Here is an 18,326-nt window from a genome sequence, read left to right as displayed (position 1 = left end):
ACTGGAGTATTTGCACGTACAATATGCGCACATCATATCATAGGAGGAGCACGCCATGCCCCGCGTTAGCCAGCACCCCAAGGGGGACACGTTCAACTTCCGGGTCGATCCGGCCTTGAAGACCGCCTTTACCCAAGCGACAGAGGCCGAGGACAGACCGGCGGCCCAGGTGCTGCGGGAGTTCATGCGCGGCTATGTCGAGCGTCGCAACCGCAAGGCGCTCGAGGCCGAGGCGCGGCGGCAGTCCCTCGCCATCGCCGAGCGTGCCCGTGATCCGGACAGTGACGAGGCGCGGTCTCTTCGCGAGCTGGACGCTCTGGTCGATGAGGATCACTTCGCGGACGAGTGGAAAGCATGAAGCGCGGCGATCTCGTGACGATCGCGGTGAACGGCGACTATGGCAAGCCGCGCCCTGCGCTGGTGGTGCAGGACGACGCCTTCGCGGCGCTGCCCTCGGTCACGGTGCTGCAACTGACGAGCGAGGTTCACGAGGACCATCTGATCCGTATCACGGTACAGCCCGACGCGGGCAACGGCCTGCGAAGACCGTCACAGGTGATGGTCGATCGCGCGATCACCGTGCCGCGCGCGAAGGCCGGGGCGGTGTTCGGCGCTCTCGATGCCGGCACCATGGCGAGCGTCGATGCCGCGGTGTTGCAGTTCTTCGGCATTGCAGGGCGCGGCGCATGACGCCGTTCGAGGAGCCGGAGTTCGAGTCGCAGGTTGCCGATGCCGGAGATGACGCCGGTGATCCGGCTGAGGCCTTCGAGGCGCTGCGCCAGACGGTCGAGGATCTCGCCGGCAATCTGTCCCGGGAGATGACGACGATCCGCAAGGGCGTGGAGGCGGCGTTCGACCGGATCGAGGGATTCCAGCAGCCCACCGACTACAGCGTCGATCTCGGCCGCCTTGTCCAGGGCCTGGCAGAGGTTCAGGAGCGGCTGAAGGGCGTCGAGGCATCTCCGATCCTGAAAAACGGTCCCGAGCACCATGCCCGCGCGCTCGAGCGCAGCGGCGAAAGCCTGGTGAAGACGGCCGCGCAGCAGTTCCAGATCGAAGCCCGGGATCTGCAGCGGGTCGCGCGCGATATGGCCAGCCAGATCGCCAGCGCCCGTGAGCGGCGAACACAGGACCGGTGGCTTGGGGTTTGCGGCCTCGCCGGCTTTGCCGCCGGCATTCTCGCGATCCTGTTTCTGCCGGCAATCCTGCCAGGCCCGGTTGCGCCCCATGTCGCCAGCGTCGTCATGGCCAAGCCGCTATGGCAGGCCGGTATGAGCATCATGGAGTTCGACGACGCCGCCGTCTGGGACCGCGTGGTGACTGCCGATGAGCTCTTCCGGGCGAACCGGGCCGAAGTCGCGGCGTGCCAGGCAGCGGCCGCTAAAACCGGCAAGGATCAAGCATGCATGATCACCGTGGCAGTAGGACGATAAGGTGAGAAAGCGATGTGTTTGATGGTTTTGGCGTGGGAGATCAATCGATCGTGAGTTACTTGCATGTCATATAATAAGCTTACGCCTTTGAATCTGGGGCCGCTGCCTGTCGATAAGCTCAAAGATTTTGGAATTGTCGCCGCCCCTGGCGATGTGATTTTCACCGTTGCCGCTCAGAAGCATGCCATCAAAGGACACGCTCAGGAGTTCGCCCTTTGCCTGCGCTATCTGGATCGTGCAGTACAAACACCCACGCATGTCGGCCAAGCGCCCCAACACAAGGGCGTCGGCGTCGAATTGATCTACGAGCATGTGATGGACAAGGTCATTATCTTGGTAGCTGTCCATCTCGAATTGACGCCAGCCGGGACTTACATCGTGAAGTCGACCTATCCGATTGCACGGGATAAGCTTGAGCGCCGTATACGAAAGAAATTCATCATTGCTGCAAAATAAAAAGCCCCGCTTAAAAGCGGGGCCTTTTGATTGTTTTCGGCGGGCGCTAACGTCCGCATCTCTTGGTCTTTCGACTACTGACCATTCTTGCAAATGGCGCGTGGGGAAGCCGTTCCCACCTCGAAAACACGTGATCTGCATATAGCTCAGTAGCGCGTCCCTGTCAATGTTCGATCGCTTATCTCTGTAGACACGGCTTGTATCAGTTCCTGTATCGAACTGCCAAAGAGCAGTCCGACAAGCTTCTAAAGGGCACTCCTGATTGGAAACATGTCTTCCCCGTAGTGATGAAGCCTTGCGTGATGTCGCCGGCATAACCACCGCACTTTCAAAGGCTCGTCGTACTGGTCATGATGGGCATCGACAGCGTTGCCCCCACAGACCTCACACGTCTGCTTTTTCAGCTGGCCTGCCTTCACGGCTCGTTGCACCGCAAGGTGAGCATCATACTTTCCTGGATTGGCACGACGCCAGTTTGCTTGGCGGGTGTCGGTTTTCAGCATCGCTGCATCTTCCCAGATCAGTTCAGGGTATAGCGCCGCCAGAGAATAACCGCATTTGCACTCGTGTGGATCACTATCGCTAATCAGCTTTGTCTCACATGCGACTCAACGCAAAAACATAGCCATTTTTAGGAGCGTGCGTTTGGCAATGGTGAAGCGAATGGTGCTCGCGGTTGTCCTCGCTGGAGGCTGTTATCTCGCGTACGATGCCTACAGGGCAGGATATCATACAAGGCCCGCTATGCCGGAAGGTGCCTTCTCGATCTCCTACCAAAACGGGCTTCGAGGAATCCTGATCGACGTGCCGAACGATCAAGAAACCCGGCGCTACATTGGCTTTCCGCAGGACGTACCCTTTTATCTAAAGGACACGTGGGCCTTTTGCCGTCCTCCGACTGGCAAAGAGATCCCGCAGGCAGAAAGCTTGCTGCGAGAACGGCATTGGCCTGGCGAGAGGTTTGAAGCCGTGTGCAAAATCCTGGTGGAAGACGAAGAGGTCGTCAGAGGCGTCATCACTTCCGTCCCGAACCTCTAACGCTCAGAATTGGCGTGTGCACCACGCGGGTACATATGAGCGGGAAATGCTCTCTCGATCTTATATATGATAATGTCCTTTATCGAATATTTCGATTGGGAAACGGGTTAAGGTGGGGCGGACGGGCGTTGGATGCTTTGTCTCACGCGCTGAAGCCCGTCGAACTAACAATGATCTCAGATATTGAATGAGGTGCTAAGCTTTCAAATTCTCACCGCGGGCGTCTAGCCAACTTGTCCACGGGCTCTCCAAGATGTCATAGTGGTAGCGGCCAGCGCTAGGGATGAAGTCGCTCGTGGTTCATGGAATTGGCGTAGTCCGCGCGGTGTTCGCCGAGTACATGCCGGTGCTTCGAAACTCGGATGGGCTGATGGCGTAGGTGCGGCGGAAGACCTTGGCGAAGTAGTTGGGGTCCTCGAAGCCGCAGGCGTCCGCGATTTCCTTGATGCTGAGCTGCCCTTTGACGAGAAGGCGCGTCGCGCGATTCATCCGCTCGCGCAGGACGAATTCTGATGGCGCGATGCCTTCGAAGCGCTTGAAAAGGCGTACGAAATGCGCGCGGCTCATGCCCGCGACGGTCGCCAGGGAGGGGACGTCGAGCGGCGTTTCGAGACGGGCCCGGACGTGGGCGACCGCACGGTCGATGGCAAGATGCGCGACCGGATTTCCCGGTCCCGTATCGATGCGGCTCATCAGGTCGTCGTGCAGGGCCATCGTCACCTTGTAGGCCTCGCTGGATGCCTGTCCTGCCGAGATGTCGGGACGGCAAAGCTCTCGGCAGGCTCCGGCGAGAGTCGCGACAGTCGCCTCGCGTAGCCGAAAGACCGGCCCGGCCGCAGCGAGAATCGTCCGATGCAAGCGCAGCGCCTCTTGTCCGCTCATCGCGATCCAGAAGAAGCTCCAGCTTTCGCCGGCCTCCAGCCAATAGCGGTGGGCGTGTGGAATGGAGACCAGCATGGTTTCCCCATCCGAGATCCGATGGTCCATTCGCTCGTAACGCAGCCGCCCTGCCCCTGATACCGTGTGCTGGAGGATCGAGAATGGTGTGTGCCCCCGGGTACGGCCGTTCCAATCATAGCTCGGTCCGCTCGCGACTTCATAACCGGCGCTCGTCGCCATGATGTGGAAGCCATCGCGTCGCCTGGGAAAGGAGAGGGTTTGCCGGAAGGGTCCCGTGGCAACGAGCGCATCTAGCACAGAATTACCCATGAGAGCACGGACCTCCTCTATTCTTCGATCTTGCTGTCTCTCATAACCGTTCAGATAGCGTTGAGGCGAGCGGATAACGTCTCGGATGCGGCGTCCCTGCACGACAGGAGCGCCAGCGATGGGGATGAGCATGAACAGACTGAAGATCGCGATCATTGGCGCTGGTAGCGTCGGATTTACCCGTACCCTCGTGCGGGACATTCTTTGCGTGCCGGAACTGCAAGGCGCCGAGGTCGCCTTGACGGACATCAACGCCCACAATCTGTCGATGGTGCGCGAGCTCTTGGAGCGGATGGTCGCCGCCAACGGGCTGCCGACGACGATCACGGCGACCGAGGACCGCCGCGAAGCGCTGTCGCAGGCGCGCTACGTCATCAATCTCACGCGGATCGGCGGGCTGGAGGCTTTCGCCGAGGACATCCGCATCCCCTTGCGCTACGGCGTCGACCAGTGCGTCGGCGACACGCTCTGCGCCGGCGGCATCATGTACGGGCAGCGCTCCATCGCCGCGGTTCTAGATTTTTGCCGCGACATCCGCGAGGTCGCCGAGCCCGGCGCGCGTCTCATCAACTATGCCAATCCCATGGCGATGAACACATGGGCGGCGATCGACCATGGCGGCGTCGATACGATCGGCCTCTGCCACGGCATCCAGCATGGCGCCAAGCAGATGGTCGAGGTTCTCGGCGTCGAGAATCCCGACGATCTCGAATATGTCTGCACGGGCATTAACCACCAGACCTGGTATGTCGACGTCCGCGTAAAAGGGCGCAAGATCTCGGGCGAGGAACTCCTGGCGGCCTACGAGCGCCATCCCGTGATCTCCTCGCAGGAAAAGGTGCGCATCGACGTTCTTCGCCGGTTCGGCGTCTATTCCACGGAATCCAACGGCCACCTGTCGGAGTATCTGCCCTGGTATCGCAAACGCCCGGAGGAGATCGGCCGCTGGATCGACATGTCCGACTGGATCCACGGAGAGACCGGCGGCTATCTGCGCGTCTGCACGGAAGGGCGAAACTGGTTCGAGGAAGAGTTCCCGCAATTCCTGGCAAGCTCCGACAAGCCGATCGATCCGGCCCGCCGATCCACCGAACATGCCAGCTACATCATCGAGGCGCTGGAGACCGGACGCGTCTATCGCGGGCATTTCAACGTCAAGAATCGCGGCCTCGTCACCAATCTGCCGGAGGACGCGATCGTCGAGAGCACGGGCTTCGTGGATCGCTTCGGCCTCAACATGGTGGCGGGCCTGACCCTGCCGGACGGCTGCGCGGCGCCCTGCATCGCGTCGATCAACGTGCAGCGCATGGCGGTCAAGGCGGCGGTGACGGGCGATGTCGGTCTTCTCAAGCTCGCCGTTCTCAACGATCCGCTGGTCGGCGCGGTCTGTACGCCCGACGAGGTCTGGCAGATGGTCGACGAACTGCTCGTCGCGCAGTCGCGCTGGCTTCCCCAGTATGCCGGCGCGATCGAGGACGCGAAGGCGCGCCTTGCCTCGACGAACGTGAAACGACGCGAGTGGGAGGGCGCCGCGCGCTTGCCGGTGCGCTCGGTGGAGGAGATCCGGAACGCTCGCCGCACGGGGAACGAAACCGTCTCGCCCGACGAGCAGATCGTCGCCTGAGGCTCTTACCAGCGTCATCAAGGCCGGCTCGTCCTACCGGTCTCCATCGTTCTTTCGGGAGGTAGAACACCATGAACATTCTTCGCCGTACGCTTCTGGCAGCTGCCGTCGCGCTGCCATTTCTGGCGGGCGCAGCCAATGCCGAGCCGGTCACCATCGACTTCTGGACCGCCTGGGACCCCGGCAAGTCGGATGCCAAGGCGGCGCAGGCCGCGATCGCGGAGTTCGAAGCGGCCAATCCCGACATCAAGGTGAAGACGCAGGTCATCGCCTTCGATGCCCTCCACGACAAGCTGATCACGTCGATCTCCGCCGGCGACGCCCCCGACCTGTCCTGGGGGTTGATCGAATGGTTCGGCGAGTTGAACCGGATGAACGCGCTCGCCGACCTGTCGGGCCCGATGTCGGCCTGGCCCGATCGCGACAAGATCTATTCGAACGCTCTCGAGCAATTGTCCGTCGACGGTAAACTCAGGGCGCTGCCGAACTATCTCGGCCTTCGCGGCCTTCTCTACCACGCCGACATGCTGAAGGCGGCGGGCGTCTCTGAGCCGCCGAAGACTTGGGAGGAACTCGTCGCCGCGTCAAAGGCGATCCGCGAGAAAACGGGCAAGCCGGGCTTCGGCATCGCGGGCCGGGGCGTGCGCTCGCCGCAGGAGCTGATCATGTTCCTGGCCCAGAACGACGTCGAGATCGCGCGCCCGCAGGCGGACGGCAAGTATCGCAACACCTGGAAGGACGACCCAGCCGAACTCGCACGCGCCAGCGAGGTGTTCGCCTTCTACCGTCGCATGCTCGACGAGGGCGTCGTGCCGCCGCAGGCGAGCGGCTGGGGCTGGGAGGAAGAGGACACCAATTTTGGCCTCGGCCAGTATGCGATGGTCGTCAACGGTTCCTGGATGCGCTCGCGCGTCGAGCAGAATCCGCAGGAGATGAAGGACGTTCTCGTCGCCGCACCGCCGGCGGGGAGGAAGTCCGCGACCTTCTTCGAGATCGCGCCGATCTACGTCTACAAGGGAGACAAGGAGGAGGCCGTCTGGAAGTTTGCCTCTTTCATGCTGAACAAGGACGTGCAGGCCAAGATGTATCCCGACAGTTCCGCCCGCAGCGATGTCGCCGGCGACAAGGTCTGGGGTCTACCCTTCACCTCGCTCGCACCGATCGGCGTTTCCTTCCCTCCCGTGGCGCTTGGCTCCATCACGCGTTCCATGGAGGAATCGATCGGCCGCGTTCTATTGAAGAACGAAGAGCCCGAGAGGGTCGCAGCCCGCCTCGGCGAAGCCGTGAACAAGAGCCTGCGCCAGTCCGGCCAGATCTCGACCCAGTAGGGTTTCGCCCTCTCCGCTACATCGCGTTCGTCGTCCTCCCGGTCGGACGCCCGATGCTCCGGCGCTGCCAAGTCAGCGCCGGAGCATCCTTCAGCCCGAGAAGCGTCGATGATCCAACCCCCGTGAGCAGGAGCGCAAGCGGCCCCTGTCGACGCGTCGGATGATCAGGTTCATCGGTTTGCAGCACCACCGCCCGAGAAGGACCAAGTCTCATGTCCGCAACGGAAGCCGCCGTTCCCCTTCGGTCAGACGCCGGTCTACGGCGATCGAAATCCGCCAAAGCGAGCATGAGGGGCATCGCGGCTCTGTTCCTGGCGCCGACCGGGCTGCTTCTCCTTCTCTTGATCGCCTGGCCGCTCGTCAGCGTCGTCTGGCAGAGCGTTCACTACGTCAATCTCGTCGATCCCCTGACGGTCGGGTTCGCCGGGCTCGACAACTTCCGCACCATTCTCGACGACGAGGCTTTTCTGCCCGCCCTCGCCAACACGGTCGTTTGGACGGTCCTGTCGGTCGCGGGCGAATATGCTCTGGGCTTGGCTTCGGCGCTGGCTCTCGCGCAGCCGATCAGAGGCCGGGCGGTCTTCCGGGCGATCGTCGTCATTCCCTGGGTAATCCCGATCGCGATCGCCGGCGTCAACTGGATGTGGCTCCTGAACCCGGATTACGGGATCCTCAACACCTGGATGGTCGACATCGGCCTTCTCGACAGGCCGCGCGACTGGCTTGGCGGCATCGACACGTCCCTCCTGACGGTCACCTTCGTGAACATCTGGCGTTCCTTCCCCTTCTACACGATCAGCCTGCTGGCCGCCCTCATGGCGGTGCCGCGCGACCTGCACGAGGCCGCGGCCATGGACGGGGCCGGCACCATCCGCCGCTTCTTCGTCATCACCCTTCCGCATCTGAAAGTCGTGTCGCTGACGCTGATCTTCATCCACGTCGTCTGGACCGCGATCAACTTCGACTTCATCTGGGTGATGACGCAAGGCGGGCCGCTCGATGCCTCGCAGACCCTGCCGATCATGATCTACAAATATGCCATGCAGGACTTCGATGTCGGCGCCGCCTGCGCGCTCGCCTCCATGTCCATGGCGTTCATGGCCACGATCTTCTTCGTCTACTTCTATGCCAAACAAAGCCGGGGACTGCGCTGAACCATGGTCACGTCGCAACGCCACCGCCTCGCCGCGACCGCCCTCACCTACGCGGTCCTCGTCCTCTTCTCGGTCTTCTGCCTGTTTCCCTTCCTCTGGATGCTCGACACGGCGCTGAAGCCGGCATCGGAGGTGATGAGCACCGATCCGACCTTCTGGATCGCCGCCCCGACGCTCGCCAACTTCCAGAAGGTCGTTTTCGACAGCTCCTTCATGACCTACATGCGCAACAGCGTCATCGTAGCGGTGGCCTCCACTCTCCTGACGCTCGTGATCTCGATCTTCGCGGCCTATGCGCTCAGCCGCTGGGGGCATCTTTCTGTGACGCGCCTCGTCGGCTCGGCGCTCGTCGTCTCGCAGATGATCCCCGGCGTTCTCCTCCTGATCCCGCTCTACGTCCTCATGCGCAATCTCGGGCTGCTCAGCACCTATTCCGCGCTGATCATCGTCTATTGCACCTTCATGATCCCGCTCGTGACCTTCATGCTGAAGGGGTTCTTCGACGCGATCCCGCGCGAGCTGGAAGAAGCGGCCGAGATGGACGGGTGCTCGCGCCTCGGCTTCATGGTCCGCATTCTCGTTCCCCTCTCCGGTCCCGGCATTCTGGCGACCGCCGTCTTCGCCTTCATCGCCGCCTGGAACGAGTTCATGTTCGGTTACGTGCTGATCAACGAGGATGCGCGGCGCACGCTGACGCCCGGCATCATGATCTTCAAGGGCTCGCACCAGACCGACTGGGGCGCGCTCACCGCCGCCTCCGTCCTCGCGGTCGTGCCGGTGGCGATCGGCTTCGTTTACCTCCAGCGCTTCCTCGTGGAAGGGCTCTCGAACGGCGCCGTCAAGGGCTGAGAGCGCGGTTCCAAAACCAAGGACGACGGGATGGCATCGATCCAATTGAAAAGTGTGGCCAAACGCTTCGGCGAAGCGGTCATCATCCCGGGACTCGACCTGGAGATCGTGGATGGTGAATTCGTGGTCTTCGTCGGCCCGTCCGGATGCGGCAAGTCCACGCTCCTGCGCATCATCTCGGGGCTGGAGGACACGTCGAACGGCACGATCTCGATCGACGGCCGCGACGTTACCCATGTGCCACCGGCCGGGCGCGGCTTGGCCATGGTCTTCCAGTCCTACGCGCTCTACCCCCACATGACGGTAGGTGCCAATATCGGCTTCCCGCTGAAGATGGCGGGCGACGCCAAGGATGTCATCGACCGGAAGGTCCTTGCCGCCGCCGCGACGCTCAATCTGACGGATTACCTGGAGCGCCGTCCCGGCGAGCTGTCGGGGGGGCAACGCCAGCGAGTGGCGATCGGGCGGGCGATCGTGCGCAGCCCCAAGGGTTTCCTCTTCGACGAGCCTCTGTCGAACCTGGACGCCTCGCTTCGCGTGGCGATGCGGCTGGAGATCAGCGAGCTTCACCGGCAGCTCGGCACGACGATGATCTACGTCACGCACGACCAGGTGGAGGCCATGACCATGGCGGACAAGATCGTGGTGCTCAACAAGGGCAAGGTCGAACAGGTGGGCTCGCCGCTGGAGCTCTATGCCCGCCCGGCCAACCTCTTCATCGCCGGCTTCATCGGTTCGCCGAAGATGAACTTCCTGTCGGGCGAGGCGGCCGAGAAGCACGGGGCCGCGACGATCGGCATCCGACCCGAGCATCTCGCGATCTCCGATCGGAACGGCGAGTTCAAAGGAACCGCCGGTGTCTGCGAGCATCTCGGGTCCGACACGTTCATCCACGTCCATCTCGACAATGGCGGACAGGTCACGGCCCGTGGTCACGGCGACTATCGCGTGTCGCACGGCGATCCGATTTATCTCACGCCGGAAGCCGGACGCGTGCATCGGTTCGATCGAACAGGTCTGCAGGTGGCAGCTCGAAATTGAAAGTATTGTTGGTTCCGGCTCGAACATTGCTGTTCTTGAGCGGCGGCACCGCCTTTCGGAGTGGAGTCGAGTAGATTCACGGTTGCGAGCGTCTGGAGGGTCACCCTGCTGATGGAGGAAGACTGTCGGGATACGTAGTCTAAACCGGCTAGCTTACGTGGCGTGGCATTCGTTTTAGGTATGCCTGAACTGAACCATCGTTAGGGGTGGTTCAGGAAGCGTCTTGACCGATCCAAACTGTACCGGCATGGTGTGCACCATGCAAAACAGACCATAGCGGGTTCTCGTGTTCGTCCGTGCCTATCTCCGCGCATCCACTGACGACCAGAATGCGAACCGGGCACGTGATCAGCTGCGGACCTTCGCTGAAGAGCGGGGCCTGCGGGTCGCGGCCTACTACGTCGAGAACGAGAGCGGCGCCAAGCTTGCCCGTCCCGAACTGTTTCGCCTTCTCGCCGACAGCCATCCAGGCGACGTGCTCCTGATCGAGCAGGTGGACCGGCTTTCCCGCCTGACCTCCGCCGATTGGGAACTGCTGCGCGCTGAATTGGCTACGCGCCAGGTCCGCGTCGTCGCGCTCGATCTTCCAGCCTCCTGGATGCTGACCGCACCTACCGACGAGTTCACCGGGCGCATGTTCGCGGCGGTCAACGGCATGATGCTCGACGTTCTCGCGGCGGTCGCGCGCAAGGACTACGAGGATCGCCGCCGCCGCCAAGCTCAGGGCCAGGAGCGGGCGAAGGCGGCCGGGGGCTATAAGGGACGCCCCGAGGACACCCAACGCAACGCTGGTATCGCCGCCATGCTCAAGGGCGGCTCGTCCTGGAGCGCCGTTCAGCAGGCCTTCGGGTGTTCGCGGGCGACGGTCGCGAAAATCGCGAAGCGAACGGCGCCTCGAACGATCCAGGAGGCGGAAGTGAACGTGTAAGCCCAAGGGCCTTCGGGGTAAGAGGCGCTATAGGATACAGATCCCAGTGCGAGGTTAAGGGTCCGCTGCTTAGCCATCATCAGCTTCTCACCCGTTCTGCCGGAGCGCTGAGACGAGTGGCAGCCGGGTTGCGGCGTAAGCCGGCAGGGCCCCGCCGATGCCGCCGATGGCGAGTGCGAGCCATCCGGCTTGAAGAAGCACGGCGGGCGTGACGGCCAGTTGGAAGGCGACGCGCGTCTCGTTGGCGCCGAGCGTCGAGCTCTGCCAGCCGTCGAGAAGCCCCCAGGAGGCGAACGCGCCGAGCACGGCTCCTGCGAACGACAGGAGGATGGCTTCTGCGAACGTGGCTGTGAAGGCGGCGCGACGGCTGAAGCCGAGGACGCGGACCGTGGCGATTTCGGATGCGCGATCGGAGACCGACGTCATCATCGTGTTCAAGGCCCCGGCCGCAGCCCCGATCGCCATGAGAAGCGCGACCGGCCAGCCGAACAGCGTGACGAGCCACTCCGTGCGCGCGGACTGTCCGGCGAGGAAGCTCGCCTCCGTCATGGCCGCGAGCGGTGTCGCAGAGGCGTTCGGTAGCGCACTTTGAAGTTTGGCCAGAGCGTCCGGTCCATCGAGGCGAAGCCGCACCGTCTGAATTTCGCCCTGGCGATCGAAGACCGCCCGGACGGTGGTCAGATCCCCCCAGATCTCGGACTCGGCCAAGCCGCCGCCCGCTGCGACGATGCCGGAAACGGTCCAGTCGACCGGCCCAAGGCGGATCGTGCCGCCCGGACCGAGGCCCCCGAGATCTTGGGCGAGGCGCGCGCCGACGACGATGTCGTGCGAACCGGGAGCGAAAGCACGGCCCGTGATGGCGGCGCCATCGCGCAGCGCCAAGCCTGCCGCGTCCATGCCGCGAAGCGAAACGGTTTGAGCGGCTCCATCGGGTGCGGACGCCTCGACGGGCACGAGGATCTCGCGCGAGACGAGAAGACGACCGTTGGCATCGGAAGCGATGCCCGCTTGTCGCCCATGGGTTTCCAGGTTCCGCACCGCTTCGGGCACCACGCTGGAGGCGATCTCCAGCGTGCTGCCGCCACCGAGGATCACCGCGACGCTTGGCGATCCGCCGGAATTCGTGGTCCTGCCGAGCCCGGCCGCCATGGCGAGGAAGCCGACGAGGACGGCAACGACGAGCGCGATCGACAGCACCATGGAGAGCGAGACGGCCGCACGACGCGGCATGCCTGCCAGGGATGCGCGGGTGAGGACGAGGATCTGCCGGGGAACCGTGGACATGACACTACCTCGAGCGAAGGGCACGGATGGTGGGAATGCGCATCGCGATCCCCGCGGGCAGGAGTCCCGCGAGAAGGCCGAGCGCGACGAGCACGAGGATCGTCTTCCCGATGAGAAGCGGCGGCAGGGCGAGCCCGATCTCCGGCCCCATGAGGAGCGAGGCGGCCTTGGCGAGCGCGAGGCCGATCGCTCCGCCGGCGAGGAAGACGAGCAGCGTCTCGCCGAGCACGAGACCGAGGATCCGAGAGCCGGAGAAGCCGAGCACTTTGAGGACCCCGATCTCGAAGGTTCGCTCCCGGATGGCGAAGACCATCGTGTTGACGGCGATCATCAGGATCGTGACGAAGGCCGCCGAGGTCACGAGCGTGACGATCAGGCCGAAATCCGCGATCTGCCGGATGAGGGCTTCGAGGAAGGCCTTCTCGGATTGGCTTCGCGTCGGGGCGGCGGAGGAAAGAAAGGCCGCATCGATCTTCGCCGCGAGGGCACCGGGCGAGACGCCGGGGCGCGGATCGACGAGGATGCCGTCCACCGTATCCTTGTCGCGGGCGCGGGCGGCGTTCACGTAGTCGTAGCGCGCCAGCATGAAATACGTATCGACGTCCGGCCGCGCGCCATCGAAGACGCCGGCGATCTCGAAGCTCCAGTTCGCTCCGTCCGCCCGCGCCACCTGGAAGGGCGTCAGCGCGATGCGCTGCCCGATCCGCCACCCTTGCGCCTCCATTAGCGCGCGGCCGACGAGAACGCGGTCACGGGCGCCGTCGAGTCCATCGAGCAAATCGGGCGTCAGAGCGAGCTCGTCCCCCATGATCGCGGCCATCGCGCCGGGTTCGACGGCGCTCGCGACGGCGACGTTCGTCTGCGACCCGACGAAGCCGCGGATGCGGGCCGAGCCCGCGACGCCAGCGACATCCGGATCGGCGGCGATGCGGGCGAGATGGGCGACGGGCAACGGCTGCGCGCGGCCGTTTCGGCTCTGGACGACGAGACGGTCCTCGTTCGCCCCGCCGACGCCCTGCGATCCCGCCAGAAACCCCTGGCCAAGCCCGTAGATGAGAAAGGCGACGGCGACGGACAGCATCATCAGGATGGTGCGCAGCGGTTTGCGCCATGCGTTGCGGCGCATCAAGCGGAGGAAGCTCATCGGTCGCCTGCCCCGTCGTCGGTCCGAAACTCGCCCTTGTCGAGGTGGAGCGTCCGCTTCGCCGCCTTTGCGGCGGCGGGATCGTGCGTCACCATCACGATCGTCTTGCCGAGATCGCGGTTGAGCAGCCCGAGCATCTCCAGCACCTCGTCGGCCGAGCGACGGTCGAGATCGCCGGTCGGCTCGTCGCAGAGAAGAAGCGACGGATCGGTGACGATCGCTCGCGCGATGCCGACGCGCTGCTGCTGCCCGCCGGACATCTCGCGGGGATAGTGTCGCGCCCGTTCGCCGAGTCCCACGAGGCCGAGTACGGTCGCCACCCGCTCGCGCCGCTCGCGTCGGGTAAGCGGCTTCAGCAGAAGAGGCAGCTCGACGTTCTCGGCAGCGGTCAGCATGGGCAGGAGGTTGTAGAACTGGAAGACGATGCCGAGCGTTTCCGTTCGCCAACGTGCCCGCGCGCCTTCCTTCATCGCGGAAAGGTTCGAGCCGTCGATCGAGACGTGGCCGGCTTCCACGCCGTCGAGCGCGGCGAAAATATTGAGAAGCGTCGACTTGCCGGAGCCGGACGGGCCCATGATCGCGACGAAATCGCCGCGTGGGATCTTCAGCGAGAGGCCGGAGAAGATCGGAATGCGATCCTCCCCCCGGCCGTAGCTTTTGGTGATGCCGGCAAGCCGGATGAAGGGTCGCTCGTCGTTCGAAGGTGGCATGGTCATGGTCCCGTGATGTTGGACGTGATCGCGCCGGCGGCGGTCGGCGCGTCGAGGAAGAGGCTGACCCGCACGGCCATGGCCGGACGGATGCCGACGGGCGGATCGAGGATGGCGAGGCGCAAGGCGAGCGTGCCGCGCTCGGCCGATGCCACGGGGGCGACGCGCTGGACCATCACCGCGAAGGGGCGGTCGGGGTAAGCGTCGAGGATGGCTTCACCTTTCAGACCCGGTTGCACGGCAGCGACGTTGGTCTCGGCAATGTCGATATCGACGGCGAGCCGAGCTGGATCGGTGATGGTGAAGAGCAATGCGTCGTCGCGGGCATCGACCTGGGCAAGGATCATCTCGCCGAGATTGGCGGCTCGAACGCTGACGACGCCCGCGATCGGGGCGCGGATCGTCAGCTCGTCGATTGCCTGCCGCGCCTTCGATACGGCGAGTTCGGCCTCAGCGAGGCTTTCAGCGGCCTGATCGACGAAATTGGCGGATCGCTCGGCGGCGGTCCCGGCATCGCGCGCCGACTGCCCGTTGACCGTGCCGCTCTCGGCGAGCGCTGCCATTCGGCGACCGAGGGCCTCTGCGTCTGCGGCATCGAGGCGCCGGGCGGCAAGCGCGAGTTCGGCTCGCCGGCGCGCCAGTTCCGTCGCGCGAAGCGCGAAGCGAAGGTCGGGGGCGTCAAGCCGGAGCAGCATCTGCCCGACCGTGACGGCGTCGCCGACGTCGGCGACCAGCTCGACGATCGTTCCGCCGCGCCGGGACTGCACCGCCACTTGCGTGAGCGCCACGACATGGCCGGAGCCGGCGACATGGCGTTGCGGCGGCGCGAGGGTCGCAAGGGGAGGTTGGGCCGCTTCCCCCATCGGCATCGGCCCGGCGGAATCGCTTTCGAGACCTTTACCTGGAGAGAACAGGCCGACAAGAGAAACCTCGCCCATAAGAGGAACGGCGGCGGCCGCTCCCAGAATCGTCAGGAGCACGACCGCCCCGGCGCGAACCAGAGCGCGCGATGAGCGACGGCTTCGCGGGGACGGCCGCGCCGCAACCGGCGCGAGAGACAACGACGCCAAAGCTTCGGAAAGTGGCCGGCTCGCGGCGAGCGGATCGGGGTGGGCGTGAGCGTTCATGCCCCCACATCGGACGCAAGGCCCGGTCGGTTCGCCCCGGAACGCGATCTTGGACGTGCAGAATCATGATCGAGGACGTCCGAGGCCTTCGCCGACGCCTTCGAAACCGATCAGGGCGCTTCGGGCGCCACGGTCCGCGCCGCCGGCTCGCCGGGCGTTGTGCCGCCGGTCCGGCGATAGGCGCTCGGCGTCAGGCCGGTGACGCGCAGGAACTCGCGGTTGAAGTTCGACTTCGTGCCGAAGCCGGATTCCAGGAGGATCGTCGTGATCGGCTCGTTCGTCGCGAGGAGCCTGCGACGCGCCTCGTCCACGCGGTAGGCATTGACGACCTGGGAGACGTTGCGGCCTTGGATGCGGTTCAAGGCGCCGGAAATCTGCCGGGCCGGGATGCCGGCACGCCGTGCGAGGCGCTCCAGGGTAAGGTCGGGGTCACGGTAGAGATGCTGTTCGGTCATGAGCGAGTCGACCCTGCGGAGGACGACAGTGTCCGCCGCCAAGGGACCTGCGTCCATCTCCGTCGCCGGAAGGACGGGCGGTGGGCGAGTGGTTGGCGCGGAGGCTACGCGCTCCGGCAGGTGCTCCGGAACATCGCCTGCGGGGCCTGGACGGCTGGCATCCGCGATCGTCGCGGCATAGCCGGCGACCCCCAGCCACAGGACACTCCCCGCCGTGAGGATCGCCATGGCCTGGTGACCGTCGCCGAAGGCGAGATCCAGCGAGATGGCGGCGTCGATGAAGGCGTTCGCGACGAGGACGATCCCGATGGCGAGAAGCGCCTTGTGCGCGGCCCGTTCGTCGCCGAACCGCGTCGCCGCGAGCGCCCCCGGGCCCTTCCGGGCGGTGTGCAGCAGCGTGAGCCCATAGCCGAGATAGACGGCAAAGAGGACGAGATCGATCGGCTCGCGCCAAACGACGACGAGGCAGGCCACGATGACCGCCGGCACCAGATGCGGCCAGAGCTGGGAGGGTGCCGCAGTGGGTCCGTGCCGAAGTTGATCGAAGGCGACGAAGGAAAGCGCCGGCAGAACCGCGGCCAGGATCGGCTGCACGGCGCGTGCCGGAGGCCACCCGAAGCTCCAACTCGCGCCCGACAGAGCGCCTTGGAGCGCGAAGGTCACAACGAGCAGGGGAAACAATCCCAGCCGCCCTTCACCCTCCCGTATCATCCGGACGAGGACAAGGCAGAGGACAAGCGACACGACGAAGGGAAGCGGGATCGACGGCATGGCGAACGTTACCACATGCGGATGCTTCTGCCCTTTTTTCACAGAACAGGCGCAGTTGCGCGCCTCATGCTGCGGGCGTGTAACGTCTTCTCTAGGCTTTCTTGTTCGAATAAGCCGCCGCGGCTTCAGTGATGGAGGGCGGCATCGAGATGGGATCGCATGGCTGCCCAGGACCTTTCATCGGCGATCGGATCGTAGACGACGCCTCTTTCGGGCGCGTTCGCACCTTCGAAGGTGAACGCGTGTCGCGCATGCCCGTAGACGTGAAGCTGCCAGTCGGCTCGCGCATCCGTCAGTTCCCTGGTGATGGCCAGAACATCGGCGGGCGGGACGATCGGGTCTTCCCAGCCATGCAGCAGTAGGATGCTGGCGCCGATCGCCGGCTGATCTGCGAAGGCGGGGGGCTGGAGCCCGCCATGGAAACTGATCGCGGCCTTGAGGTTTGCAGGGCCTGCGCGCGCCAGATCGAGCGCGCAAAGACCGCCGAAGCAATAGCCGATGGCGGCTATGCGCGTTTCATCGACGCCCTCGAAACGGCATGCCGCATCAAAGCCTGCCATGAGGCGGCGGCGCAGGAGGGCGCGATCTTCCATCAGCGGGTTCATCAGCGCCGAATTGTCGCCAAGCGGATCGCCGCGCACGCCTTCTCCGTAAAGGTCGAGCGCGATGCAGATCCAGCCGAGGCCGGCATAGCGTTCAGCAAGGCGCATCGTCGGCTCGGTCAAGCCGCTCCAGTCGTGTAGGAGGACGATACAGGGCGTTTTCCCGGACGCCGGTTGCTGGATGACAACGTGACCCTCGAAGCGTGTTTCACCGTCCGAATAGTGGATCGCTCGCGTTCGAAACATAGGAGTGCCGCGGGTCATGACGATGCCTTCGATCCGAGTTCTCTTGGATCATGGGCTGCGGCGCCGATCTCGTATTGAAGGATTGGGACAAGGGTCTCAAAGGTAGTAACCGGCAGCAATGGCGGCATCGCTCGACATCAAGGAGGCCGCCATCGGCGACAACTCGGTTCTGCAATAAAGGCCCGGCGTCACGTTCAGCCGTCTGCGCCAGGATCGGATCTGGTGAGCCTGATCGCTGAAGCCCATGACGGGGTCACCCTCTCCGGTCTGAACGCTGCGAAGACTCGCATGCAGCCGCTCGAGGTCGGCAAGCTCCTGCGGCCCAATCCCGAGGTGCGGAACGAACCATCTATGGAGTTGCCGCCGTGTGGTATCGACCGTTTGCGCCGTGGTCTCGACGGAGCCACTCCAGCGCAAGACATCGTGGGCCGCCGCAATCCGTCCTGCATTCGCGGTGGGCGCCGTGGCCGCCATTCTCGTCATCAACCAACGATCGAGCTGCAAACGCAGCTTAATCGGTTCATTGGCCGCGTCGACATCCCTCGACAGCGATCCTGCAATCGTGTCGCCCGTCAGCGCCCCGAGATCGAGAAGCGCGTCGGCGCACCCGGCGCCGGTACCGGGGAACAAGCGGAGGATGCCCGGAATGGTCAGCAGGACCATGACGAAACAGGTTTCACTCCCGGAGCGCCATAAGCGGGCGCGCGACTGCAGGCCGAGGAGGGACACGCGGGGCACGAGAGACCCGTCTTCGGCCGCGTTCGGCCGACCTATATTCACGGAAAGAACCGCAAGGGGAACCGGGCTGGTGCGAATGGGCTGCCCAGCGTGCTTGCCCGGCAGATCCTGTACAAGGATATAGGTGCGCACGAAGGCCGACAGCTTGGGGTCCGGAGAAAGCGCCAGAAACATTGGGGATCACTGTAT

At 64.3% G+C, this 18,326-nt stretch carries 20 protein-coding genes; 11 read left to right on the top strand and 9 right to left on the bottom strand.

Annotation, left to right across the window (positions count from 1 at the left end; genetic code table 11):
- Window positions 1-55 precede the first annotated feature (55 nt).
- From ASG62_RS07270 to ASG62_RS26275, 4 genes are all read left to right on the top strand, one after another.
- Entirely contained in the window at window positions 56-358 is a 303-nt protein-coding gene (locus ASG62_RS07270; RefSeq protein ID WP_056692381.1) for a hypothetical protein, read from the top strand.
- Window positions 355-690, top strand: coding sequence for a type II toxin-antitoxin system PemK/MazF family toxin (locus tag ASG62_RS07265; protein WP_056692378.1), 336 nt, complete (start codon window positions 355-357; stop codon window positions 688-690). The genes ASG62_RS07270 and ASG62_RS07265 overlap by 4 nt, the downstream gene beginning before the upstream one ends.
- Window positions 687-1,433, top strand: a complete 747-nt coding sequence (locus ASG62_RS07260) for a DUF6118 family protein (protein ID WP_056692375.1) — start codon at window positions 687-689, stop codon at window positions 1,431-1,433. The genes ASG62_RS07265 and ASG62_RS07260 overlap by 4 nt, the downstream gene beginning before the upstream one ends.
- 63 nt (window positions 1,434-1,496) lie before the next feature.
- Window positions 1,497-1,889, top strand: coding sequence for a hypothetical protein (locus ASG62_RS26275; RefSeq protein WP_156382008.1), 393 nt, complete (start codon window positions 1,497-1,499; stop codon window positions 1,887-1,889).
- A 245-nt stretch (window positions 1,890-2,134) separates the two neighbouring features.
- Here the strand turns inward: ASG62_RS26275 and ASG62_RS25380 are convergent, their stop codons facing one another.
- Complete coding sequence (locus ASG62_RS25380) at window positions 2,135-2,392, bottom strand: hypothetical protein (protein ID WP_082537084.1); 258 nt, start codon at window positions 2,390-2,392, stop codon at window positions 2,135-2,137.
- 241 nt (window positions 2,393-2,633) lie between these two features.
- Between ASG62_RS25380 and ASG62_RS07250 the strand changes: the two genes are divergently transcribed.
- Window positions 2,634-2,927: a hypothetical protein gene (locus ASG62_RS07250; RefSeq protein WP_156382007.1), complete on the top strand. Its 294-nt coding sequence runs from the start codon at window positions 2,634-2,636 to the stop codon at window positions 2,925-2,927.
- A 300-nt stretch (window positions 2,928-3,227) separates the two neighbouring features.
- Here ASG62_RS07250 and ASG62_RS07245 read toward each other — a convergent pair whose 3' ends face one another.
- Window positions 3,228-4,292, bottom strand: coding sequence for an AraC family transcriptional regulator (locus ASG62_RS07245; protein WP_244487517.1), 1,065 nt, complete (start codon window positions 4,290-4,292; stop codon window positions 3,228-3,230).
- On the opposite strand from ASG62_RS07245, the gene ASG62_RS07240 reads away from it, so the two are divergent.
- The 6 genes from ASG62_RS07240 to ASG62_RS07215 all read left to right on the top strand — a co-directional run bounded on the left by ASG62_RS07240 (window position 4,267) and on the right by ASG62_RS07215 (window position 11,060).
- Window positions 4,267-5,760, top strand: coding sequence for an alpha-glucosidase/alpha-galactosidase (locus ASG62_RS07240; RefSeq protein WP_056692446.1), 1,494 nt, complete (start codon window positions 4,267-4,269; stop codon window positions 5,758-5,760). The two genes, ASG62_RS07245 and ASG62_RS07240, sit on opposite strands and share 26 nt — an antisense overlap.
- Window positions 5,761-5,831: 71 nt before the next feature.
- Window positions 5,832-7,088, top strand: a complete 1,257-nt coding sequence (locus tag ASG62_RS07235) for an ABC transporter substrate-binding protein (RefSeq protein ID WP_056692364.1) — start codon at window positions 5,832-5,834, stop codon at window positions 7,086-7,088.
- Between the two features lie 287 nt (window positions 7,089-7,375).
- Entirely contained in the window at window positions 7,376-8,242 is an 867-nt protein-coding gene (locus tag ASG62_RS07230) for a carbohydrate ABC transporter permease (protein WP_056692361.1), read from the top strand.
- A gap of 3 nt (window positions 8,243-8,245) precedes the next feature.
- Window positions 8,246-9,091 (top strand): carbohydrate ABC transporter permease, encoded by an 846-nt coding sequence (locus ASG62_RS07225; RefSeq protein WP_056692358.1) that lies wholly within the window; start codon window positions 8,246-8,248, stop codon window positions 9,089-9,091.
- A gap of 30 nt (window positions 9,092-9,121) precedes the next feature.
- Window positions 9,122-10,132 carry an ABC transporter ATP-binding protein gene (locus tag ASG62_RS07220; protein ID WP_056692353.1) on the top strand — a complete coding sequence of 337 codons (1,011 nt, stop codon included), beginning with the start codon at window positions 9,122-9,124 and terminating at the stop codon, window positions 10,130-10,132.
- A gap of 286 nt (window positions 10,133-10,418) precedes the next feature.
- Complete coding sequence (locus tag ASG62_RS07215; protein ID WP_056692348.1) at window positions 10,419-11,060, top strand: recombinase family protein; 642 nt, start codon at window positions 10,419-10,421, stop codon at window positions 11,058-11,060.
- Window positions 11,061-11,147: 87 nt separating this feature from the next.
- Here the strand turns inward: ASG62_RS07215 and ASG62_RS07210 are convergent, their stop codons facing one another.
- The 7 genes from ASG62_RS07210 to ASG62_RS07180 form a co-directional block, all read right to left on the bottom strand.
- On the bottom strand, window positions 11,148-12,344 hold the full coding sequence (locus tag ASG62_RS07210) for an ABC transporter permease (RefSeq protein ID WP_056692345.1): 1,197 nt from the start codon (window positions 12,342-12,344) through the stop codon (window positions 11,148-11,150).
- A gap of 4 nt (window positions 12,345-12,348) precedes the next feature.
- A complete protein-coding gene (locus tag ASG62_RS07205) occupies window positions 12,349-13,488 on the bottom strand; it encodes an ABC transporter permease (protein ID WP_056692342.1) in 1,140 nt (379 codons plus the stop codon).
- A complete protein-coding gene (locus ASG62_RS07200; RefSeq protein WP_082537082.1) occupies window positions 13,485-14,204 on the bottom strand; it encodes an ABC transporter ATP-binding protein in 720 nt (239 codons plus the stop codon). The genes ASG62_RS07205 and ASG62_RS07200 overlap by 4 nt, the downstream gene beginning before the upstream one ends.
- A complete protein-coding gene (locus tag ASG62_RS07195; protein ID WP_162246003.1) occupies window positions 14,201-15,061 on the bottom strand; it encodes an efflux RND transporter periplasmic adaptor subunit in 861 nt (286 codons plus the stop codon). Before ASG62_RS07195 ends, ASG62_RS07200 begins: the two co-directional genes overlap by 4 nt.
- 374 nt (window positions 15,062-15,435) lie before the next feature.
- Window positions 15,436-16,566: a helix-turn-helix transcriptional regulator gene (locus ASG62_RS07190; protein WP_244488596.1), complete on the bottom strand. Its 1,131-nt coding sequence runs from the start codon at window positions 16,564-16,566 to the stop codon at window positions 15,436-15,438.
- 110 nt (window positions 16,567-16,676) lie between these two features.
- On the bottom strand, window positions 16,677-17,417 hold the full coding sequence (locus tag ASG62_RS07185) for a dienelactone hydrolase family protein (protein WP_082537080.1): 741 nt from the start codon (window positions 17,415-17,417) through the stop codon (window positions 16,677-16,679).
- 78 nt (window positions 17,418-17,495) lie between these two features.
- Window positions 17,496-18,311: a hypothetical protein gene (locus tag ASG62_RS07180; RefSeq protein ID WP_056692325.1), complete on the bottom strand. Its 816-nt coding sequence runs from the start codon at window positions 18,309-18,311 to the stop codon at window positions 17,496-17,498.
- Window positions 18,312-18,326 lie beyond the last annotated feature (15 nt).

It is taken from the genome of Aureimonas sp. Leaf427, assembly GCF_001425485.1.
Lineage (GTDB): Bacteria > Pseudomonadota > Alphaproteobacteria > Rhizobiales > Rhizobiaceae > Plantimonas.
This window is presented reverse-complemented; position numbering and strand designations above follow the sequence as displayed.